18 protein-coding genes and 2 riboswitches are annotated in these 17,396 nt (G+C 51.4%); of the genes, 12 read left to right on the top strand and 6 right to left on the bottom strand.

Going from position 1 to position 17,396, the window contains the following annotated elements; translation table 11 throughout:
• Positions 1-5 precede the first annotated feature (5 nt).
• From NBZ79_RS04295 to NBZ79_RS04280, 4 genes are all read left to right on the top strand, one after another.
• Complete coding sequence (locus NBZ79_RS04295; RefSeq protein ID WP_251935813.1) at positions 6-1,097, top strand: PA0069 family radical SAM protein; 1,092 nt, start codon at positions 6-8, stop codon at positions 1,095-1,097.
• A gap of 65 nt (positions 1,098-1,162) precedes the next feature.
• Entirely contained in the window at positions 1,163-1,783 is a 621-nt protein-coding gene (locus NBZ79_RS04290; RefSeq protein ID WP_251935811.1) for a ribonuclease HII, read from the top strand.
• Positions 1,784-1,889: 106 nt separating this feature from the next.
• Positions 1,890-2,975, top strand: a complete 1,086-nt coding sequence (locus tag NBZ79_RS04285) for a site-specific DNA-methyltransferase (RefSeq protein WP_251935809.1) — start codon at positions 1,890-1,892, stop codon at positions 2,973-2,975.
• A gap of 25 nt (positions 2,976-3,000) precedes the next feature.
• Complete coding sequence (locus NBZ79_RS04280) at positions 3,001-3,417, top strand: EF-hand domain-containing protein (protein ID WP_251935807.1); 417 nt, start codon at positions 3,001-3,003, stop codon at positions 3,415-3,417.
• A gap of 3 nt (positions 3,418-3,420) precedes the next feature.
• On the opposite strand, the gene mutY is transcribed toward NBZ79_RS04280, so the two are convergent.
• A complete protein-coding gene (gene mutY, locus NBZ79_RS04275; protein ID WP_251935805.1) occupies positions 3,421-4,515 on the bottom strand; it encodes an A/G-specific adenine glycosylase in 1,095 nt (364 codons plus the stop codon).
• A 60-nt stretch (positions 4,516-4,575) separates the two neighbouring features.
• Between mutY and NBZ79_RS04270 the strand changes: the two genes are divergently transcribed.
• The 8 genes from NBZ79_RS04270 to NBZ79_RS04235 all read left to right on the top strand — a co-directional run bounded on the left by NBZ79_RS04270 (position 4,576) and on the right by NBZ79_RS04235 (position 11,904).
• Complete coding sequence (locus NBZ79_RS04270; protein WP_251935803.1) at positions 4,576-5,070, top strand: DUF721 domain-containing protein; 495 nt, start codon at positions 4,576-4,578, stop codon at positions 5,068-5,070.
• Between the two features lie 97 nt (positions 5,071-5,167).
• A complete protein-coding gene (locus NBZ79_RS04265) occupies positions 5,168-5,839 on the top strand; it encodes a DsbA family protein (RefSeq protein WP_251935801.1) in 672 nt (223 codons plus the stop codon).
• Positions 5,840-5,860: 21 nt separating this feature from the next.
• Positions 5,861-9,319, top strand: coding sequence for a chromosome segregation protein SMC (smc, locus tag NBZ79_RS04260; RefSeq protein ID WP_251935799.1), 3,459 nt, complete (start codon positions 5,861-5,863; stop codon positions 9,317-9,319).
• Between the two features lie 159 nt (positions 9,320-9,478).
• The gene (locus tag NBZ79_RS04255; RefSeq protein WP_251935797.1) at positions 9,479-9,796 is read left to right on the top strand and encodes an AtpZ/AtpI family protein; all 318 of its coding nucleotides are present in this window, start codon (positions 9,479-9,481) and stop codon (positions 9,794-9,796) included.
• Positions 9,797-9,912: 116 nt separating this feature from the next.
• Positions 9,913-10,596: a F0F1 ATP synthase subunit A gene (locus tag NBZ79_RS04250; RefSeq protein ID WP_476749701.1), complete on the top strand. Its 684-nt coding sequence runs from the start codon at positions 9,913-9,915 to the stop codon at positions 10,594-10,596.
• Positions 10,597-10,650: 54 nt separating this feature from the next.
• On the top strand, positions 10,651-10,875 hold the full coding sequence (locus NBZ79_RS04245; protein ID WP_161313699.1) for a F0F1 ATP synthase subunit C: 225 nt from the start codon (positions 10,651-10,653) through the stop codon (positions 10,873-10,875).
• Positions 10,876-10,927: 52 nt separating this feature from the next.
• Positions 10,928-11,419, top strand: coding sequence for a F0F1 ATP synthase subunit B family protein (locus tag NBZ79_RS04240; protein ID WP_251935794.1), 492 nt, complete (start codon positions 10,928-10,930; stop codon positions 11,417-11,419).
• Positions 11,419-11,904 (top strand): F0F1 ATP synthase subunit B family protein, encoded by a 486-nt coding sequence (locus NBZ79_RS04235; protein ID WP_251935793.1) that lies wholly within the window; start codon positions 11,419-11,421, stop codon positions 11,902-11,904. Before NBZ79_RS04240 ends, NBZ79_RS04235 begins: the two co-directional genes overlap by 1 nt.
• A gap of 112 nt (positions 11,905-12,016) precedes the next feature.
• Here the strand turns inward: NBZ79_RS04235 and gcvPB are convergent, their stop codons facing one another.
• The 5 genes from gcvPB to NBZ79_RS04210 all read right to left on the bottom strand — a co-directional run bounded on the left by gcvPB (position 12,017) and on the right by NBZ79_RS04210 (position 17,381).
• Positions 12,017-13,603, bottom strand: coding sequence for an aminomethyl-transferring glycine dehydrogenase subunit GcvPB (gcvPB, locus tag NBZ79_RS04230; protein WP_420854581.1), 1,587 nt, complete (start codon positions 13,601-13,603; stop codon positions 12,017-12,019).
• Positions 13,600-14,940, bottom strand: coding sequence for an aminomethyl-transferring glycine dehydrogenase subunit GcvPA (gene gcvPA / locus NBZ79_RS04225; RefSeq protein ID WP_251935791.1), 1,341 nt, complete (start codon positions 14,938-14,940; stop codon positions 13,600-13,602). The genes gcvPB and gcvPA overlap by 4 nt, the downstream gene beginning before the upstream one ends.
• The gene (gene gcvH, locus NBZ79_RS04220; RefSeq protein WP_251935790.1) at positions 14,940-15,314 is read right to left on the bottom strand and encodes a glycine cleavage system protein GcvH; all 375 of its coding nucleotides are present in this window, start codon (positions 15,312-15,314) and stop codon (positions 14,940-14,942) included. Before gcvH ends, gcvPA begins: the two co-directional genes overlap by 1 nt.
• A gap of 22 nt (positions 15,315-15,336) precedes the next feature.
• Positions 15,337-16,446 carry a glycine cleavage system aminomethyltransferase GcvT gene (gene gcvT / locus NBZ79_RS04215; RefSeq protein WP_251935789.1) on the bottom strand — a complete coding sequence of 370 codons (1,110 nt, stop codon included), beginning with the start codon at positions 16,444-16,446 and terminating at the stop codon, positions 15,337-15,339.
• 65 nt (positions 16,447-16,511) lie between these two features.
• Positions 16,512-16,615, bottom strand: a riboswitch (glycine riboswitch).
• A 3-nt stretch (positions 16,616-16,618) separates the two neighbouring features.
• Positions 16,619-16,707: riboswitch (glycine riboswitch) on the bottom strand.
• Between the two features lie 101 nt (positions 16,708-16,808).
• The gene (locus NBZ79_RS04210; RefSeq protein ID WP_251935788.1) at positions 16,809-17,381 is read right to left on the bottom strand and encodes a hypothetical protein; all 573 of its coding nucleotides are present in this window, start codon (positions 17,379-17,381) and stop codon (positions 16,809-16,811) included.
• Positions 17,382-17,396 lie beyond the last annotated feature (15 nt).

Here is a 17,396-nt window from a genome sequence, read left to right as displayed (position 1 = left end):
GATCCATGCAAAATGATCAGGTCATCCCATTTGTGAAAAACCTGCGGCGGGGGCGCGGATCGACCGTGAATCCGGACGGGCGTTTTGAATCGAGCAGGCGCGACCCCATCTTCGACGGATGGACGGATCCGGAAACATCCGGGCAGCCGCTCAGAACGACGGTAACCATTGAAAACCCGAAATCGATTATAAGCCGGAATACCTCCCCCGACCTGCCCTTCGACAGATCCGTAAATGCGTATCGCGGCTGTGAACATGGCTGCATCTATTGTTTCGCCCGTCCGACCCATTCCTATATGAACCTGTCACCGGGGCTGGATTTTGAAAGCCGGTTATTCGCCAAGCCAAATGCCGCTGAATTATTGGCGAAGGAAATTTCCAGGCCGTCCTATAAATGCCGGCCCATTGCGCTTGGCACCAATACGGATCCGTATCAGCCGATTGAACGGGAATACGCGATCACGCGAGAGATTATACAGGTGCTGTCTGACGCAAAGCACCCTTTCACCATTACGACAAAGTCCGATCTGGTGCTGCGGGACCTTGATCTGCTCACCCCCCTCGCCCGGGAAAACCTGGTGTCCGTGGGAATGTCCGTGACAACGCTCGACCGCCGCCTCGCCCGGGCCATGGAACCCAGAGCCAGTACGCCTGGGAAAAGATTGTCGGCCATACAGGAACTGGCGCGGGCGGGCATTCCAACCCTTGTACAAATTGCCCCCATTATCCCGGGCCTCAATGATCCGGAACTGGAACATATTATGGAGGAGGCCCGTCAAAGAGGGGCCGTCAGTGCCCTTTATCTGCTTTTGCGATTGCCCCACGAAGTGTCCGCCCTGTTCCAGCAATGGCTTCAGGAAACCTATCCGGATCGGGCTTCCCGGGTCATGAAGCTGGTGCGGTCGACCCGTGGTGGCAAAGACTATGACGCCGAGTTCGGGACCCGGATGATTGGCAAAGGCCCCTATGCCGCCCTAATCAATCATCGCTTCAATCTCGCCTGCCGTCATCTGGGTTTCAGCCGGCGGAAATATGATCTGGCGACGGACCTGTTCCAACGGCCGGCGGCGGCAACCAAACAAATGTCCCTCTTTTAGGGCCCCGGATATCCAGATCGGCATTTGCGAAAGCATGAAAATTATTTATGCTTTGGCCCTCTTTCATGAAAAAATGGCATGTATTGATGTTTCCCGATCTTTCCCTCGAGCAAGCAGAAACCGGAATTGTTGCAGGTGTCGATGAAGTCGGCCGCGGCCCGTTTGCCGGTCCGGTTGTTGCCGCTGCTGTTATCCTCGATCAAAATCAAATTCCTGCCGGCATTCAGGACAGCAAGAAACTATCCAGGGCCGCCCGTGAAAGACTGTTCGTCGACATCACAAATTCGTCTCTCGTCGGGCTCGGCGAAGCTAGCGTTGAGGAAATTGATGAAATCAATATTTTGCAAGCCAGTTTACTGGCCATGCGGCGTGCGGTTGCGGACTTGAAATCCAGGCCGGATTTCGTTCTAGTGGACGGTAACAAGGATCCGGATCTTGGCATCAAAACCCGAACAGTTGTCAAAGGAGATGCGATTTCACTGTCCATTGCCGCCGCCTCTATTGTGGCAAAAGTGACACGGGACCGGAAAATGTGCGCCTTGGCAAAGGCCTATCCGCATTATGGATGGGAGAAAAATGCCGGATATGGCACCGCCGAACACCGCAAGGGATTGCGTGAATTTGGCGTCACACCACTACATAGGCGAAGCTTCGCGCCAATCCGGGCCCTTCTGCAATCCAGTTAAGTGAAACTTTAGAACTATTCCTTAAGATACTGATTCAACAAATATATTGACGCGGCGAATCGGCCGAATCAGTATTGTCGAAATATAAATGACTTGAATGGTTCTTATGACTGACACAAAAAAGCTGCCGCTGAATAAAATCCTTAAAGGGGATTGCATCGCGTTAATGAATGCGTTGCCGGAAAAATCTGTTGATATGATTTTCGCCGATCCGCCTTACAATATGCAGTTATCAGGTGAGCTTCGCCGACCCGATGACAGTCATGTGGATGCGGTGACAGATCATTGGGATCAGTTTGATGATTTCAAAGCCTATGATGATTTTACACATGACTGGCTGAAAGCCGCGAAGCGCGTCCTGAAAGATAGTGGGACCCTGTGGGTCATTGGATCCTATCATAATATTTTCCGGGTCGGGGCAACATTGCAGGATCTTGGGTACTGGATGTTGAACGATGTCATCTGGCGCAAAACCAACCCCATGCCCAACTTCCGCGGCACCCGGTTCACCAATGCGCATGAGACCCTGATCTGGTGCTCCAAAAGCCAATCTGCACGAAACCTGACGTTTAACTATGATGCCCTGAAGGTCATGAATGACGATGTCCAGATGCGTTCGGACTGGCATCTTCCCATTTGCAGTGGGGGGGAACGGCTGAAAGTCGATGGGGAGAAAGCCCATACCACGCAAAAGCCCGAAGCCTTGCTGTACCGTGTCCTGACCGCGGCATCCAACCCCGGCGACGTCATCCTGGATCCGTTCTTCGGAACCGGGACAACCGGCGCAGTCGCCAAGAAACTGGGCCGGCACTATATTGGCCTGGAACGTGAAGACAAGTATATCGCCGTTGCAAAAAGCCGGATCAAAAAAGCGCAAGCCTTGCCGCCAGCCGATCTGGAAGCAACAAAGGGCAAACGGCAGGAGCCGAGAATTCCATTTGGCTCCGTGGTGGAAAGAGGTTTATTATCCGCCGGGCAGGTACTGTTTGACTCGCGTAAACGCTATAAGGCAAAAGTCCGGCCCGATGGTAGCCTGGTTGCATCGGACGTAACCGGCTCAATTCATAAAGTGGGCGCACAGCTGCAAGGGGCGAGTACATGCAACGGCTGGACCTTCTGGCATTTTGATGCGGAAGGGAAATCCGTTTCCATAGACGTCCTTCGGCAGCAAGTCCGGGCGGAAATGAACTAGACTAAAAGCTGGTTGGGAGAAAATCATGATCAAATTGATTTGTGCAATTGTCGTCGGAGCCGTTATTGCGCTCCTGTCCTCCAACATGTCAGCGGCTTATGAGGAATCCCAGTTTCTCGGCATTGACCGCGATGGCAATCAGTTGATTTCCCAGGAAGAGGCAATCAATTACCGGCGCAGCCTGTTTAAGCAGTATGACCTCAATCAGGACAATACCGTCAATTATGAGGAATATGTTCAATCCAACCGATTGCGTCCGAGCACAGCGGTGGCAAACTCCGATGTCCCCGTTCCGGACGAGTATCGCGAAATGGATCAGGATGGCGATACCAATATTTCCATGGATGAATCAGACCAGATGGGCATGAGCCGTTTCAACGCCCTTGACGAGGACGGCGATGGCCAGATTTCAAAAGAAGAATTTCAAAGCCCCGGTCTTTAACATCTAAAGTAGGTTACCCTGCCCCTGTTGCACTGATTTCACCACTTTGGTCATTAAAGTGGGCAATGCATAGTTCGAAAAATTTTCCGGTTTTACCCAGATTATGTTCGGCATGTCCGCAAACATCTCTTTTGATACAGGCAACTGCAGGGGTCTGAGATGAAGATGGAAATGCGTGAATGTGTGGCGAACCATATCCTTTTCCAAAAAAGATGCATCTGCTGACAGATGATCAGAAAACCGCGCCAGAGCCTCTTCAGTTGTCACCTCCTCGGCCTGCCAGGAGGTTGAGGGAAACTCCATCATTCCTCCCAAAAGGCCCTTCTCATCCCGCCGCCTGAGTAAAACACTGCCATCATCTGTTTCAAGCCAGAGAATAAACGCCCGCCGTGTCGGCTTTATTTTCTTGGGCGCCTTGACCGGAAATGTTTCCATATCCAGTTTCTCATTTGCGGCACAAGAACCGGAAATGGGGCAGGCTTCACATTTCGGGTTGCGCGGGGTGCAAATTGTCGCCCCAATGTCCATCAGGGCCTGGGCATAATCCCCGGCCCGCGTCGAAGGCGTCAATTCTTCCGCCCGTTTTGTGATGGTTTTCTTGGCGCCGGGTAACGGCTCCGTAATGCGATAGATACGCGCCAGTATCCGCTCAATATTCCCGTCAACAACGGCCTCAGGCTGATCAAACGCGATGGAAGATATGGCGGCGGCCGTATAGGGCCCGATGCCCGGAAGGCTGAGCAGTTCATCCCGGGTTTGAGGAAAGATGCCCGCGAAATCCCGCTGAACTGATATCGCGCATTTATGGAGGTTTCGCGCACGGGCATAATAACCCAATCCCGCCCATGCGGTCAGAATATCGTCAAGCGGAGCCGCGGCCATATGACCAACCGTCGGCCAGGCCTGCAGAAATTTTTCGAAATAGGGGCCAACGGTCGCAACTGTTGTTTGCTGCAGCATGATCTCGCTCAGCCAGACATGATACGGTGTCGGGCGAACGCCCGGTTTACTCCGCCAAGGCAGTGTTCGGGCGTGAATATCGTACCAGGACAGCACCTGATCAGAAAAACTATGTTGTGGTTGCTTTTGATTGGTCATAGTAAGCTTAGGTATATGACCGAGATTTGACAGACAATCAATAGAGGGAAGAGAGCCAGATTGCGAAAGGTACAGAAAACCGCAGGCCCGCGTGCGATTGGAAGTTTTGTCGGCAAGTCCGCCCGGGCGGCGCTGGTGAAACGCGGCTTCGCGCAAGCCGATATTTTGTCGAACTGGGCAAGCATTGTCGGCCCCAGCCTCGCGAATTACTCCAGTCCGGAAAAACTCAATTATTCGCGTAACACCAATAAGGACGCGACATTGAGGGTCCGGGTTGCCTCTGGCTGGGCACCTGAATTCACACATTTCGAGCCCTTGATCCTTGAAAGAATCAATAGTTTTTTCGGGTACCGGGCAGTTTTGAAACTGAAACTAATCCAGGCTCCGATATTCAGAACCAGCCTCCCCAAAAAACCCGAACCGCTGCCCTTGACGGAAAAGCAACGGCAATGGATAACGGATATAACGGGAGATATCGCGGATTCCGAGCTGAAACAGAGATTGGAATCTTTGGCTGCCAGCATGCTTGGTTCACGTAACCGTGACCGCTCCTAAGGCGTAAAGGGCTAGAAACCAGACTGAACCGACTACAAAATACAAAAATAATCACTATCTAGCGAAAACAACAAATGAATCGTTTGAGGAATTACCAATGAGAAGATATAATAGCACCACATATAGTATGGATGACCGTAAATTGAACCTGACACGTCGACATTTTGTAGCTGCTGGCAGCGCCCTTCCCATCGCGGCAGCGGCAACAACAGGCCTCTTCTCAGCCTCCACTGCCCGGGCGGCCGAACCCGAATTACTGGAAACAGATCATGTTTTGGGCGATCGCAACGCTCCTATTCTCATCATCGAATATGCGTCCATGACCTGCCCCCATTGCGCACATTTTCATGAAACGGCGTTTCCGGGTTTGAAGGAAAACTATTTCGATACCGGCAAGGCAGCGCTCGCTTTTCGCCATTTTCCCTTTGACCGATACGCCTTTCAGGCATCTGTATTGGCCGAATGCTCAGGCCCGGACAAGTTTTTTGCAATCACCGATATCCTGTTTAAGCGACAGGCAGAATGGACACGTGCGGAAAATATTACCGAAGCGCTTATTAAAATCGGCAAGCAGTCCGGCATTAGCCAAAAGAAATTTGAAGCCTGTCTCGCCGATGAAAAGCTGGGCGAATCAATTCTGACGCAACGCCTGGTAGGATCAACTGAATATGGTGTTAATTCAACGCCAACGTTATTCATCGAAGGCGAAAAATACGAGGATGATCGGTCCTTTGCTGCATTGGATGAATTTCTGAAATCTAAAATGTGATGTAATGATTATGGAGCGGCTGTGAAGTTTACACAATTACGACTGTCTGGTTTTAAATCATTTGTGGAACCTACAGAGCTCCTTATCAAGGACGGCCTCACCGGAATTGTCGGCCCCAATGGCTGCGGAAAATCCAATCTTGTCGAGGCCCTGACATGGGTTATGGGTGAAACGTCAGCCCGGAACATGCGGGGCGGGGCGATGGACGACGTCATCTTTGCCGGAACAACCTCTCGTCCAGCGCGCAACGCCGCAGAAGTCACGCTGGGCCTTGATAACAACGAGCGCAAGGCGCCGGCCAGCTATAACGATTCCACCGAGCTGGATATTACCCGGCGAATACGGCGCGAAAGCGGCTCGGATTACCGGATCAACGGAAAAATCGCCCGGGCGCGCGATGTCCAGTTGCTGTTTGCAGACCTGGCGACCGGGGCACATTCCACCGCCATTGTCAGTCAGGGCCGCGTCGGGGCCCTGATCAACGCGAAGCCGAAAGACCGGCGGCATCTTCTTGAGGAAGCTGCCGGAATTTCGGGCCTTCATTCTCGCCGCCATGAAGCGGAACTCAGGTTGCGGTCGGCGGAAACAAACCTGGAGCGGGTGGATGATGTTGCGGAACAGCTGGAAGCCCAGCTCAATAATTTAAAGCGGCAAGCGCGGCAAGCCAATCGCTACCGGAATATCTCCGGCCATATTCGAAAAGCCGAAGCCATGCTTTTGTACCGGAAGTATAGCCAGGCAACAGAGAAAGCAGCGGACGCAAAGATAAAATATGACGAAGCCTTCGCTGCAGTAAACGAACTGACCCGTCAGTCCGCCATTGCCGAAACGGCAACACTCAAGGCAAATGAGGCATTGAAACCGCTTCGGGATGCGGAAAGCGCCGCCGCTGCCGCGGTTCATCGGTTGACCCTTGCCCGCGAGAATCTCGATGCGGAAGAAGAACGGGCGAAGCAGACTAAAAAGCAGCTGGAGGATCGTAAAACCCAGATCTCGAGCGATATGATCCGCGAAAAAAATCTCGAAAAGGATGCGGCAGAGGCCGTTACCAAACTGGAAGAGGAAAAAGCCGCTCTCATTATTGAAAGCGAAAACGATACTCCCTCCATTGAAAAGCTGCAGTCGGAGGTAAACGCGCTTCAAGAGAATGTTCAAAAGCTGCAATCGGTATTTGATGAAAAGACTGAAGCTGCCGCGATCGAAACCGCGGAGAGAAATAGCCTTACGCAACAATGCAATACGGCAGCGGCCCAGCTTGAGCGCCTAACGGCCCGCCTTGCGGATTTCGAAAAAGAGAAGCAGGTTCTGGAAACAGCCTTGGGGGCAATTGGGGATGGGCCCCAGTCAAATCACGCCCTTAAGGAAGGCATTGCGGCCCTGGAACAGCTAACCAAGGCTTTCGATGTAGCAGAAGCCGCGCGGCAGAGTGCCGATCAGACCGAGCGGCAACAACGAGACCACCATAAACAAGCGGAAAATGAGGCGACCCGGTTGGAAGCGGAAGAGCAGGCCCTTACACATTTACTGGCAAATACGGAGAATGGGGAATGGCCCGGCATCATCGAAGGCATGTCGGTTAGCAAGGGATATGAAAACGCCCTGGGGGCTGCGCTGGGTGACGAACTGGAAGCGCCCCTGGACGAGGCCGCCTCTGCGTTTTGGAGTGAAAATGCCACCGTTCCCGGACAGGCCTTTGAGAGCGGAATTGAGACACTGGATAAATATGTAACCGGCCCGTCGGCCCTGGGTCCCCGCTTATCACAAATTGGCCTGGTAACAGCTGAAAAGGCGGTGCAACTTCAACCCTTGCTAAAAGCCGGACAGCGACTGGTTTCCAAAGAGGGAGATTTATGGCGGTGGGACGGCTTTATCCGTCGTGCCGGCGCCAAGACCGCCGCTGCCGCGCGGCTTGAACAGCGCAATCGCCTGAACGAAATTCAGGCTGAGCTGTCGCGCAAGCAGCAAGCCGTGACGGAATCCCTTGCCAAGCTCGAGGCGGCAGCGGCCAGTCTTGCAACGGCGACGACTGCAGAGAAACAATTGCGGACCAAGCAACGGGAACAGGAACAAAGCCTCTCCAAGATGCGGGCCCTTCATGCCGAGGAAATCCGCGTTGCAGCGGCGAAGCAATCCCGCCTCGCCTCTCTGGGCGAAAGCGAAAATGAACTTCGGCTGGAAACAGAGGGCGTTAAATCTGCGCTGGCGGATCATAAAAATCTTCTACAGAAACTGCCCGATACCCAGGACAGCCGCGCCGCTGTCGACGGGATTCGCACCACGTTGCTGAACGCGCGAGAGGAATTGGCGACCCACCGCAGCGAATCGGATCAGAAACAGCGGGAAGCCGCGGCCAGGCGGGACCGTCTCAACACGATCGATCGTGAAATCGCCGGCTGGATCGATCGCAACAACAATATGGCGGCGCATTTCGTACAGCTTGAAATGCGCTTTAAGGATACCCATCAGGAACTTCAGCGGATTGAAGACAAACCCGGCGAAATCGCGGCGACCCGTAATAACCTGATGGACGAGATCGCCAGGGCGGAAGGCGCACGGGCCAGCACATCGGACAAACTGGCGGAAGCTGAGTCAATCCTGGCCGATTGTGACTTGGCTTTGCGCAAATGCCATGAAGCGCTTGCAGCCTGCCGCGAAGAACGTGTCCGCCACCAGTCCGACATGGAGCATTCCGCTCAAATACTTGCCGGATTGTCGGAACAGATCCGGGAAAAGCTCGACTGTGCCCCCGAGGGGATTCGCGAAGCCGGCGATATCCAGTCCAATGAGGAAATCCCGCCCGTTGAGGTCAGCGAACGCAAGCTTGAACGGCTGAAGAAAGAACGTGATGGCATGGGCCCGGTCAATCTGCGCGCGGAAATCGAGGCGGCCGAAGTAGATGAGCAACTGACAACACTGATCAAGGAGCGGGAGGATCTGGAAGCTGCCATCGCCAGACTGCGCCAGGGCATTGCCAGCCTCAACAAAGAAGGACGGCAACGATTGTTGGAAGCGTTCACGAAAGTCGATGAGCATTTCCAGAATCTCTTCAAGAAGGTGTTCGGCGGCGGCAAGGCGCACCTGACCTTGACCGAGTCCGACGACCCGCTGGCCGCCGGACTGGAAATCATGGCCAGCCCACCGGGCAAGAAACTCCAGTTGATGTCTTTGCTGTCAGGTGGCGAACAGGCGCTGACTGCCGTGGCCTTGCTATTTGCGGTGTTTTTGACGAATCCTGCCCCCATTTGTGTGCTCGATGAGGTCGATGCGCCGCTTGACGATGTAAATGTCGAGCGTCTCTGCCATTTGCTGGAGGGCATTGCCAAGAATTCTGATACGCGCTTCCTCGTTGTTACCCATCATCCAATAACCATGGCCCGCATGGATCGCCTTTTCGGTGTAACCATGGCAGAACGGGGCATTTCTCAACTTATTTCCGTGGATTTAGAGAAAGCAAAAGAGATAACAGAGAGCGCTGCGTGAGCCGATACTTGTCTATTCTGTGGCCCATAAACAAACAATAATTACAATGTTGAAAAAGCGGCTTGTAAGGTCTTGACACTGGTTAGGTCAGACCGTATGTTTCCCGCGCTTTCTGTAGGGGGAGATCGTGGGTAAAGACCTATCCAAAAGGAGACGGAATTGACCAAAGCGACACCTCCTTCAAAAGAGGAATTTAAAGCTCGGCTTGCAAAAGCGCAGAAACAACAAGAAGAAGCTTCTTGGGAAAATGCGACTTTGAAAGTGGAGCGATCCGGTGCACATGGCCGGGCGTGGCGATTGTCGGTAGAAATTGTTGCGGCTATGGCGTTATGTGGCTGGTTTGGCTGGTTGCTCGACAGGTGGTTGGACACAAAGCCTTGGTTGTTGTTGGCGTTTTTGATACTTGGGGCTGGTGTTGGATTATACAACACGATAAAAGTAGCCAGGCAAATGAACGCCGGGAACGTAGATGAATAGGATGTTGCCGAAGGTTGGTAAGATCTTGTTAGTTTTGAAACAGTAAAAGCGGGAACAGCAACGTGTCGGCAGATCATAGCCCCCTCGCCCAGTTCGAGATCAAACGATTGGTTCCGATGGAAATCGGCAATCTTGACGTTTCTTTCACGAACGCCTCACTTTTCATGGTAATCGCCATCGCGGCAATTACGTTGTTTCTGACACTGAGCATGCGCGGCCGGTCAATGGTCCCAACCAGAATGCAGTCGATGGCAGAGCTCAGCTACGAGTTTATTGCCAATATGGTCAAAGACAATGTGGGCTCAGAGGGCCGGAAATACTTCCCCTTTATTTTTACCCTCTTCATGTTCGTTCTTTTCTGTAATCTTTTGGGCATGATCCCTTACACCTTTACGGTTACCAGCCAGATCATCGTGACATTCGCCCTTGCTGCTTTGGTTTTTGTCGGTGTGACCATCATTGGAATATTGAAGCATGGGTTCAAATTCCTGACATTCTTTGTCCCAAGCGGTGTCCCGGTTGCCTTGTTGATCATCCTGGTACCGATTGAAGTGATCTCCTATTTTGTTCGCCCCATCAGTCTTTCTGTCCGGCTTTTCGCAAATATGCTTGCCGGTCATACGCTTCTGAAAGTGTTTGGCGGATTTGTAATTGGGCTGGGTATTTATCTCGGGTGGTTGCCACTCGGATTTATCGTGGTTCTGACAGGCCTGGAATTCCTTGTCGCCTTCTTGCAGGCGTATGTGTTTGCCATTCTGTCATGTCTGTATCTTAATGATGCTCTTCATTTGCATCACTGAGTAATTGTTTATTTTCAACGTTAAAGTTGTTCTTGTTTTAGAAGGAAGAATATCATGGAATTAGAAGCCGCAAAAATGATTGGCGCCGGCCTTGCTACTATCGCTCTCGCAGGTGTGGGTGTTGGTATCGGTAATATCTTTGGCTCATACGTCTCCGGCTCTTTGCGCAATCCAGCTGCCGCACCAAAAGTTTTTGGTAACGTTTTGCTCGGCTTCGCATTGACAGAAGCTGTTGCTCTGTTTGCGCTGGTTATCGCTTTCTTGATCCTGTTCGGTTAATCGACACTTTTTCGTCGATCGATATCTGAACCCCTGGATTTGAGGACCGGTTATGCCGCAACTTACAATAGCAGATTTCCCTCCCCAGCTTGTCTGGCTCGCGATTACTTTCGTCGTCTTGTACTTCTTGATGGCGAGGGTGGCCATTCCACGCATTTCTGATGTCCTGGAAAACCGTCAAAATCGCATTGCCACTGACCTGGAAGAGGCTAGAAAGCTAAGCGACGATGCAGATAATGCAAAAGCGGAATATGAAGCCGCTCTTGCTGATGCCCGCAGCAAAGCCCATGGCATTGTTTCTGACCTGAAAGCCACCATGGCGAAGGAACAGGACGCCAGCAAAGCCGAACTGGATGCGAAGCTTGCAGAAAAAGCGAAAGACGCGGAAGCCGGTATCAATGCCGCAAAAGACGCCGCACTTAGCCATGTTCGCGAGATAGCTTCTGAGACGGCAAAAGTTGCAGTCTCGAAACTCGTCTCCATTGACGTGTCTGATGCGGACGCCGATGCAGCTGTCGAGTCTAGCATGAAGGGAGCCGCATAATGTTCCAGGATCCCGCCTTTTGGGTAGCGATAGCCTTCCTTGGTTTCATTGCTCTCATTACCTACTTTAAAGTCCCGGCGATGGTGACCAAGCAGTTGGATGAGAGAGCTGAGAAAATCAAAGCGGAGCTTGACGAAGCACGAAAACTTCGCGAAGACGCTCAGGCTTTATTTGCCGATTTTCAGCGCCGGCAGCGCGAAGCTCTGTCCACAGCGGATGAGATTGTCGCTCGGGCGAAAGAAGATGCAGATATCCTCAAGAAGGAAAGCATCGCCGAGCTGGAAGTTTCACTGAAACGTCGTCAGGAATTGGCGGAAGCTAAAATTCGCCAGGCTGAGGAAAAAGCAGTATCTGAAGTTCAGAACATTGCGGTGGATGTCGCTATTGCCGCCGCATCCAAGCTTATGCAGGACGGCCTCAAGGACAATCAATCTGATGCATTGGTTGATCAGTCCATAAAAGATTTGGGGTCGCAGCTAAATTAATTGAAATAAAGCTGAATACGAAAAGCCTCGCCTTTGCGAGGCTTTTTTTATGCGCGAAAAAAGCCCCGCTATATGAATAGCGGGGCTTAAGTTTGCAGCATTTCCAGGGAGGTTAGGAGGCTGCAGAAAGGGTTCTATCGCTTTGCGGATCGTCTTCTTCAGGGGTCCAGCGTAGAATAGGATTACGCGCCGCTCCCGTTTCATCTAAACGGCGACGTGGGGCAAAATGAGGTGCTTGTGCAAAATAAGTGGCTTCCCCATCCCGGGCTTTGTTCAACAAATACCGCATGGCGCCAATAAACTGGTCAAGAGTTTCTCTGGACTCGCTTTCCGTCGGCTCTATCAACATTGCACCGTGAACCACCAACGGGAAATACATCGTCATCGGATGATATCCTTCGTCAATCATCGCTTTTGCCAAATCCAAAGTTGTCACTCCGGTGTCTTTCAGGCTGCTATCATCAAATAATGCTTCATGCATACATATACCATCAAATGGTGAATGCAGCATATCATTCAAACCGACACGAATGTAATTGGCATTGAGAACAGCATCTTCGGCTATCTGGCGCAATCCATCAGCACCATGACTTTGCATATAAGCCAAAGCCCGAATAAACATCCCCATTTGACCATGATATGCCTTCATCCTGCCGAAACTGTTTGAGGCTTCTCCCTCCACATGTTCAACAAGATCGAAACCATTCTCTCCATGGGTCACAAACGGTATCGGGGCAAATGCAGCTAAAGCCTCAGAAAGAACGACCGGCCCAGAACCCGGCCCACCGCCGCCATGGGGCGTTGAGAAGGTTTTGTGAAGGTTGATATGCATAGCATCTACACCTAGGTCACCGGGCCGTACCCGTCCCAATATAGCATTGAGATTTGCCCCATCACAATAGAAATAGGCACCGACTTCATGCACCATGTCCGCAATCTTTTTCACGTCATTTTCAAAAAGACCACAGGTATTCGGGTTTGTCAGCATTACACCTGCAACGTCCGGCCCCAATTTCTCAGAGAACGCCTCCAAATCCATGCGACCATCTTCCCGTGCGGGAACAGACTCGACTTTATATCCGCACAATGCGGCAGTTGCAGGATTTGTCCCATGTGCTGATTCAGGAACAAGTATCCGTTTACGGGCTTCCCCTTTCGCTTCATGTGCTGCGCGAATGGCCATCACGCCACATAGCTCCCCATGGGCGCCTGCCGCCGGAGACATGGCAACTGCCGGCATTCCTGTAATGGTTTTGAGCCAGTGGGCAAGATCATCGATCAGTTCAAGAGCACCCTGGACGGTACTGACTGGCTGCATCGGATGAAGATCGCCTAAACCGGCCAGCCGAGCCACTTTTTCATTAATGCGCGGATTGTGTTTCATTGTGCAGGAACCGAGCGGATAAAAACCAGAATCGATAGAATAATTCTGGCGGCTTAACCGGACAAAATGGCGAAGTACCTGTGGCTCTGACAAATCAGGAAGTCCAATGGGTTTGCTTCGAGCCGTATTCCCCAGCCGACTACTCACTTTTTTGGGCTCGGTCATATCGACGCCAAGTCGCCCGGGAACACCCTGTTCGAAAATAAGAGGCGTTTCCAGCTCCAAAGCTTTGTTGCCGGTAAATGTATTCGTCGCAGAATTATCCTGCTCAGATGTATTTGGGCGGGTTGGTCTGCCTTGATTGTTCAACATCAGAGTATCTCCTTCAACGCAGAGACGAGTTTTTCAATATCATCGGCGGCACAGGTTTCCGTAACAGCCACCAAAAGCAAATTATCAACTTCGGCATCAGGAAGCAGTCTTGAAACCGGTACGCCGCCCAAAATACCTTTGGCAGCCAGTTTCTCGACAACATCACTCGCATTAGCAGACAAACGAAGCGTAAATTCGTTAAAAAAGGTGTCATTGATAACTTCGACACCCTCCAACGCATTGAGCAACTCCGCAGTCGCAGCCGCTTCGCTGTGGTTAATCTTGGCAAGGTTCGTGAAACCGGTTTCCCCCAGCAAGCTCATATGAACCGTAAATGCCAACGAGCACAAACCTGCATTCGTACATATGTTGCTAGTTGCTTTTTCCCGCCTGATATGTTGCTCCCGAGTGGATAACGTCAGAACAAATCCGCGTTGTCCATCCTGATCAACGGTTTCACCACATAGTCGGCCTGGCATTTGCCGGACATATTTCTGACGGGTTGCCAGCAATCCCACATATGGCCCGCCAAATGAAAGAGGAACGCCGATTGACTGTCCCTCACCCGCGACAATATCAGCTCCCATCTCGCCAGGTGACATCATGGCACCGAGGGAGACGATTTCGTTTACGACTACGACAAGTAAGGCGCCTGCATCATGACACTTTTCCGCAAGATCAGTAAAATCCTGGACCCGGCCAAAGAAATCCGGATTCTGGACAACAACGCAAGCGATGTCTTTTCCGATATGAGCTTCGAAATCTTCCTGCCCTTCCAAAGTAGGCGAAAGCTCGGTCGCTTCAAACTCCGTAAACTGCAATGTGGTTCGTGTTACATCGCGGTAATGCGGGTGCAAATTTCCAGACAAGATCGCTTTTTTGCGCCGCGTTACCCGGCAGGCCATCAAGACTGATTCCGCACAAGACGTTGCGCCATCATACATGGACGCATTCGCCACTTCCATACCGGTTATCAGCGCCACCTGCGTTTGAAATTCAAACAAGGCCTGAAGCGTTCCTTGACTGATTTCTGGCTGATATGGTGTATAAGCCGTTAGAAACTCGGACCGTTGTATAAGATGATCCGCGACTGACGGAACATGATGCTGATAGGCGCCAGCGCCTAAAAAGCAGGGGGCTGAATAGGGCGACAGGTTTTTACCCGCAAGTGTACGAAAGTTTTTCTCAACATCCATTTCGCTTGCATGCAGAGGTAAATCCAAAAGGCCCGTCAAACGCGCCTCCGCAGGAATATCAACGAATAGATCATCCACAGATCCAACACCGATTTCTTGCAGCATTATTGCCCGTTCATCAGCGGTATGCGGCATATACCTCATCAATCGAGTCCTTCAATATATGTTTTATAAGCATCTTCATCCATCAAACCGTCTATTTCTGTTGGATCGGACACCTCGATTTTAGCGAACCAGCCGCCGCCGTTTGGATCCTCATTGACAAGCGTCGGAGCATCCTCTAATTCGCCATTGACGGCAACAACTGCACCGCTCACAGGCGAATATACTTCAGAGGCAGCCTTTACACTTTCAACAACAGCTAATTCGTCGCCCTTGCTCAAGTCGCTGCCGACTTCAGGGACCTCAACAAAAACCACATCGCCCAATTGCTCTTGTGCGTAGTTACTGACGCCAATTGTCGCCACATTGCCTTCAAGTAAAACCCATTCGTGATCTTCAGTAAATTTGAGTGCCATTTTTCCGTTACTCCAGTGCTAGTTAATCTCTATAATATCGTTGTTCTACAAAGGGCATTTTGACGACTTTTGCCGGTCGCGCCTTGCCTCGAACAATTAGGTTGATGTCCGTACCGACTGCAGCAAAAGCAAGTGGGACATACCCCATTGCGATTGGCATCTGTAACGACGGCGAAAAGCCGCCCGATGTTACTTCTCCAATGATATTGCCATCCAAATCAGCTATTTCTGTATGCTCTCTTGCCGGTGCGCGCCCTTCGGGAACGAGGCCAACGCGTTTCATTTTTGGTTTGTTGGCAATTTCCGCCTGGATGACGGCGGCACCAGGAAAGCCGCCCTCTTCACGGCGACGTTTACTAATTGCCCAGATCAGTCCCGCAGAAATAGGCGACGTGTTTTCCGTCAAATCATGCCCGTAAAGACAAAGGCCAGCCTCAAGCCGCAGGGAATCCCGCGCCCCCAGCCCGACAGCAGAAACCCCCTCATGATCCAACAATTTGCGTGTTAATTGAACGGCCTGTTCATTGGGAATGGAAATCTCATATCCATCTTCCCCGGTGTAGCCTGAGCGGGTCACGAAACACGGAGCGCCATCGATTGTGACCTCTTGATAGCTCATAAAAGACATGGAAGCGACTTCGGGGGCCATACTGGAAAGTATAGCCACAGCTTTTGGCCCCTGAAGCGCAATGAGCGCCCGGTCCGTGAGCTCTGTAACCGTGGCTTTCCCTGCAAGACCGTCTGTTAGCAGCTTGATGTCCTGCTCTTTACAGGCGGCATTGACAACAACAAAGAGATCATGTTCCCGTCGGGTAACGATCAAGTCATCTAGAATTCCGCCCTTTTCATTCGTCAGGAAGCTATAACGCATATCGCCTGCCTCCAACGCCTGTATGTCTCCTGGAATCAGGGCCTCAATTGCGGCGGCCGGGCTATCCCCGGTGATAACCACCTGCCCCATATGTGAAACATCGAAAAGACCTGCAGATTCTCGTGTCGCAAGATGCTCTTTAAGAATGCCATCGGGATACTGGACCGGCATATCATAGCCGGCAAACGGGACCATTTTGGCGCCAAGTTCCACATGTAAATCATAAAGGATAGTTTTTTCAGTCGCCGAAGGATCACTCATTTTTCAATCTCAGTTCAGGTCAAGAGTTGCTACGCACCAACATTTCCTATGTTGGAAGCAGCCCCCTCTGTCCTATAACCTGAGAGATTTGACGAAAGACGACACATTTTCTGTACCGTCCTACGCTTACCCCTTCGGTGAAACCGCAACCGCGATTTGCTTTCCAGAGTTTCATCCCCCTGCGGTCCGGTTGCCTGAGAGTTTCCGGGGTGGTTGCTCCTTCGGCGACAGTCTAAATACCGTCTCTCCCGCTGGGATCGTCTGAATGTAGCAAGAATAATAGAGATCGAAAGCCAAGAGTCAATGATCTTGAAATACTCATCTGCAATTTCAGCAGAAGAGTTTTCCAGATGGAACGAAAGTTAATTGATTGACGACCTTTGCTTCAGCTTCAATTGTTCTTCTGTAAGCTGGAAGCCAAGAATAATGACATAATCACCACCGGTTTTAATTCCCGTAAGGGGAATCCGTTGTTCCATTTCTTCTTGTACCGCCCCGCGTCGCCTACCTTCTGGTATTTCAATCGGGCTATAGAAAATCTTTTTTGCAATGATTTCCCCGGTTCTCTCAGCGATGGCGACAAAGAAGGGAAACTCTTCTATCTGGCTTTCCGCGGCGGGCCCTTTGATAGCGCCTATGCGTAAAACAAGTTCAACAACGACAGCCGTGTCTTCATCCACATACTGGCAAAGCCCGCTTACCGGTGCCAAAACACCTTCAAATCGAACGTCAACCAAATCACGCCCTTCGCCTTCTCGAAAGATTGTTATGCTGTCAGTGCCAGGTAAGACTTCAAGTCTTGGGCAGGGTAAAGGGGGCTTGGACTCACCAAATACATCAAAAATACTGGTGTCAACTGACCCACTACAGGAAAGTAAGAATAAAGATGCAGCCGAAATAACTAACCAGCGGCATTTACGAAAAAATTGTTTCATGAAAAAATATGTCAC

Origin of the sequence: Sneathiella marina, from assembly GCF_023746535.1 — a bacterium.
GTDB lineage: Bacteria > Pseudomonadota > Alphaproteobacteria > Sneathiellales > Sneathiellaceae > Sneathiella > Sneathiella marina.
Note: the sequence above shows the minus strand (reverse complement) of the source record. Positions and strands in the feature narration are given on the sequence as shown.

Excerpts from the sequence above, each read along its gene's own strand:
- gcvH (WP_251935790.1), bottom strand. The coding sequence starts at position 15,314 with ATGGCACTCAAATTTACTGAAGATCACGAATGGGTTTTACTTGAAGGC.
- NBZ79_RS04280 (WP_251935807.1), top strand. The coding sequence starts at position 3,001 with ATGATCAAATTGATTTGTGCAATTGTCGTCGGAGCCGTTATTGCGCTC.
- NBZ79_RS04285 (WP_251935809.1), top strand. The coding sequence starts at position 1,890 with ATGACTGACACAAAAAAGCTGCCGCTGAATAAAATCCTTAAAGGGGAT.
- NBZ79_RS04265 (WP_251935801.1), top strand. The coding sequence starts at position 5,168 with ATGAGAAGATATAATAGCACCACATATAGTATGGATGACCGTAAATTG.
- NBZ79_RS04240 (WP_251935794.1), top strand. The coding sequence starts at position 10,928 with ATGCCGCAACTTACAATAGCAGATTTCCCTCCCCAGCTTGTCTGGCTC.
- NBZ79_RS04245 (WP_161313699.1), top strand. The coding sequence starts at position 10,651 with ATGGAATTAGAAGCCGCAAAAATGATTGGCGCCGGCCTTGCTACTATC.
- NBZ79_RS04210 (WP_251935788.1), bottom strand. The coding sequence starts at position 17,381 with ATGAAACAATTTTTTCGTAAATGCCGCTGGTTAGTTATTTCGGCTGCA.
- NBZ79_RS04295 (WP_251935813.1), top strand. The coding sequence starts at position 6 with ATGCAAAATGATCAGGTCATCCCATTTGTGAAAAACCTGCGGCGGGGG.
- mutY (WP_251935805.1), bottom strand. The coding sequence starts at position 4,515 with ATGACCAATCAAAAGCAACCACAACATAGTTTTTCTGATCAGGTGCTG.
- NBZ79_RS04250 (WP_476749701.1), top strand. The coding sequence starts at position 9,913 with ATGGAAATCGGCAATCTTGACGTTTCTTTCACGAACGCCTCACTTTTC.
- NBZ79_RS04290 (WP_251935811.1), top strand. The coding sequence starts at position 1,163 with ATGAAAAAATGGCATGTATTGATGTTTCCCGATCTTTCCCTCGAGCAA.
- gcvT (WP_251935789.1), bottom strand. The coding sequence starts at position 16,446 with ATGAGTGATCCTTCGGCGACTGAAAAAACTATCCTTTATGATTTACAT.
- NBZ79_RS04235 (WP_251935793.1), top strand. The coding sequence starts at position 11,419 with ATGTTCCAGGATCCCGCCTTTTGGGTAGCGATAGCCTTCCTTGGTTTC.
- gcvPA (WP_251935791.1), bottom strand. The coding sequence starts at position 14,940 with ATGAGGTATATGCCGCATACCGCTGATGAACGGGCAATAATGCTGCAA.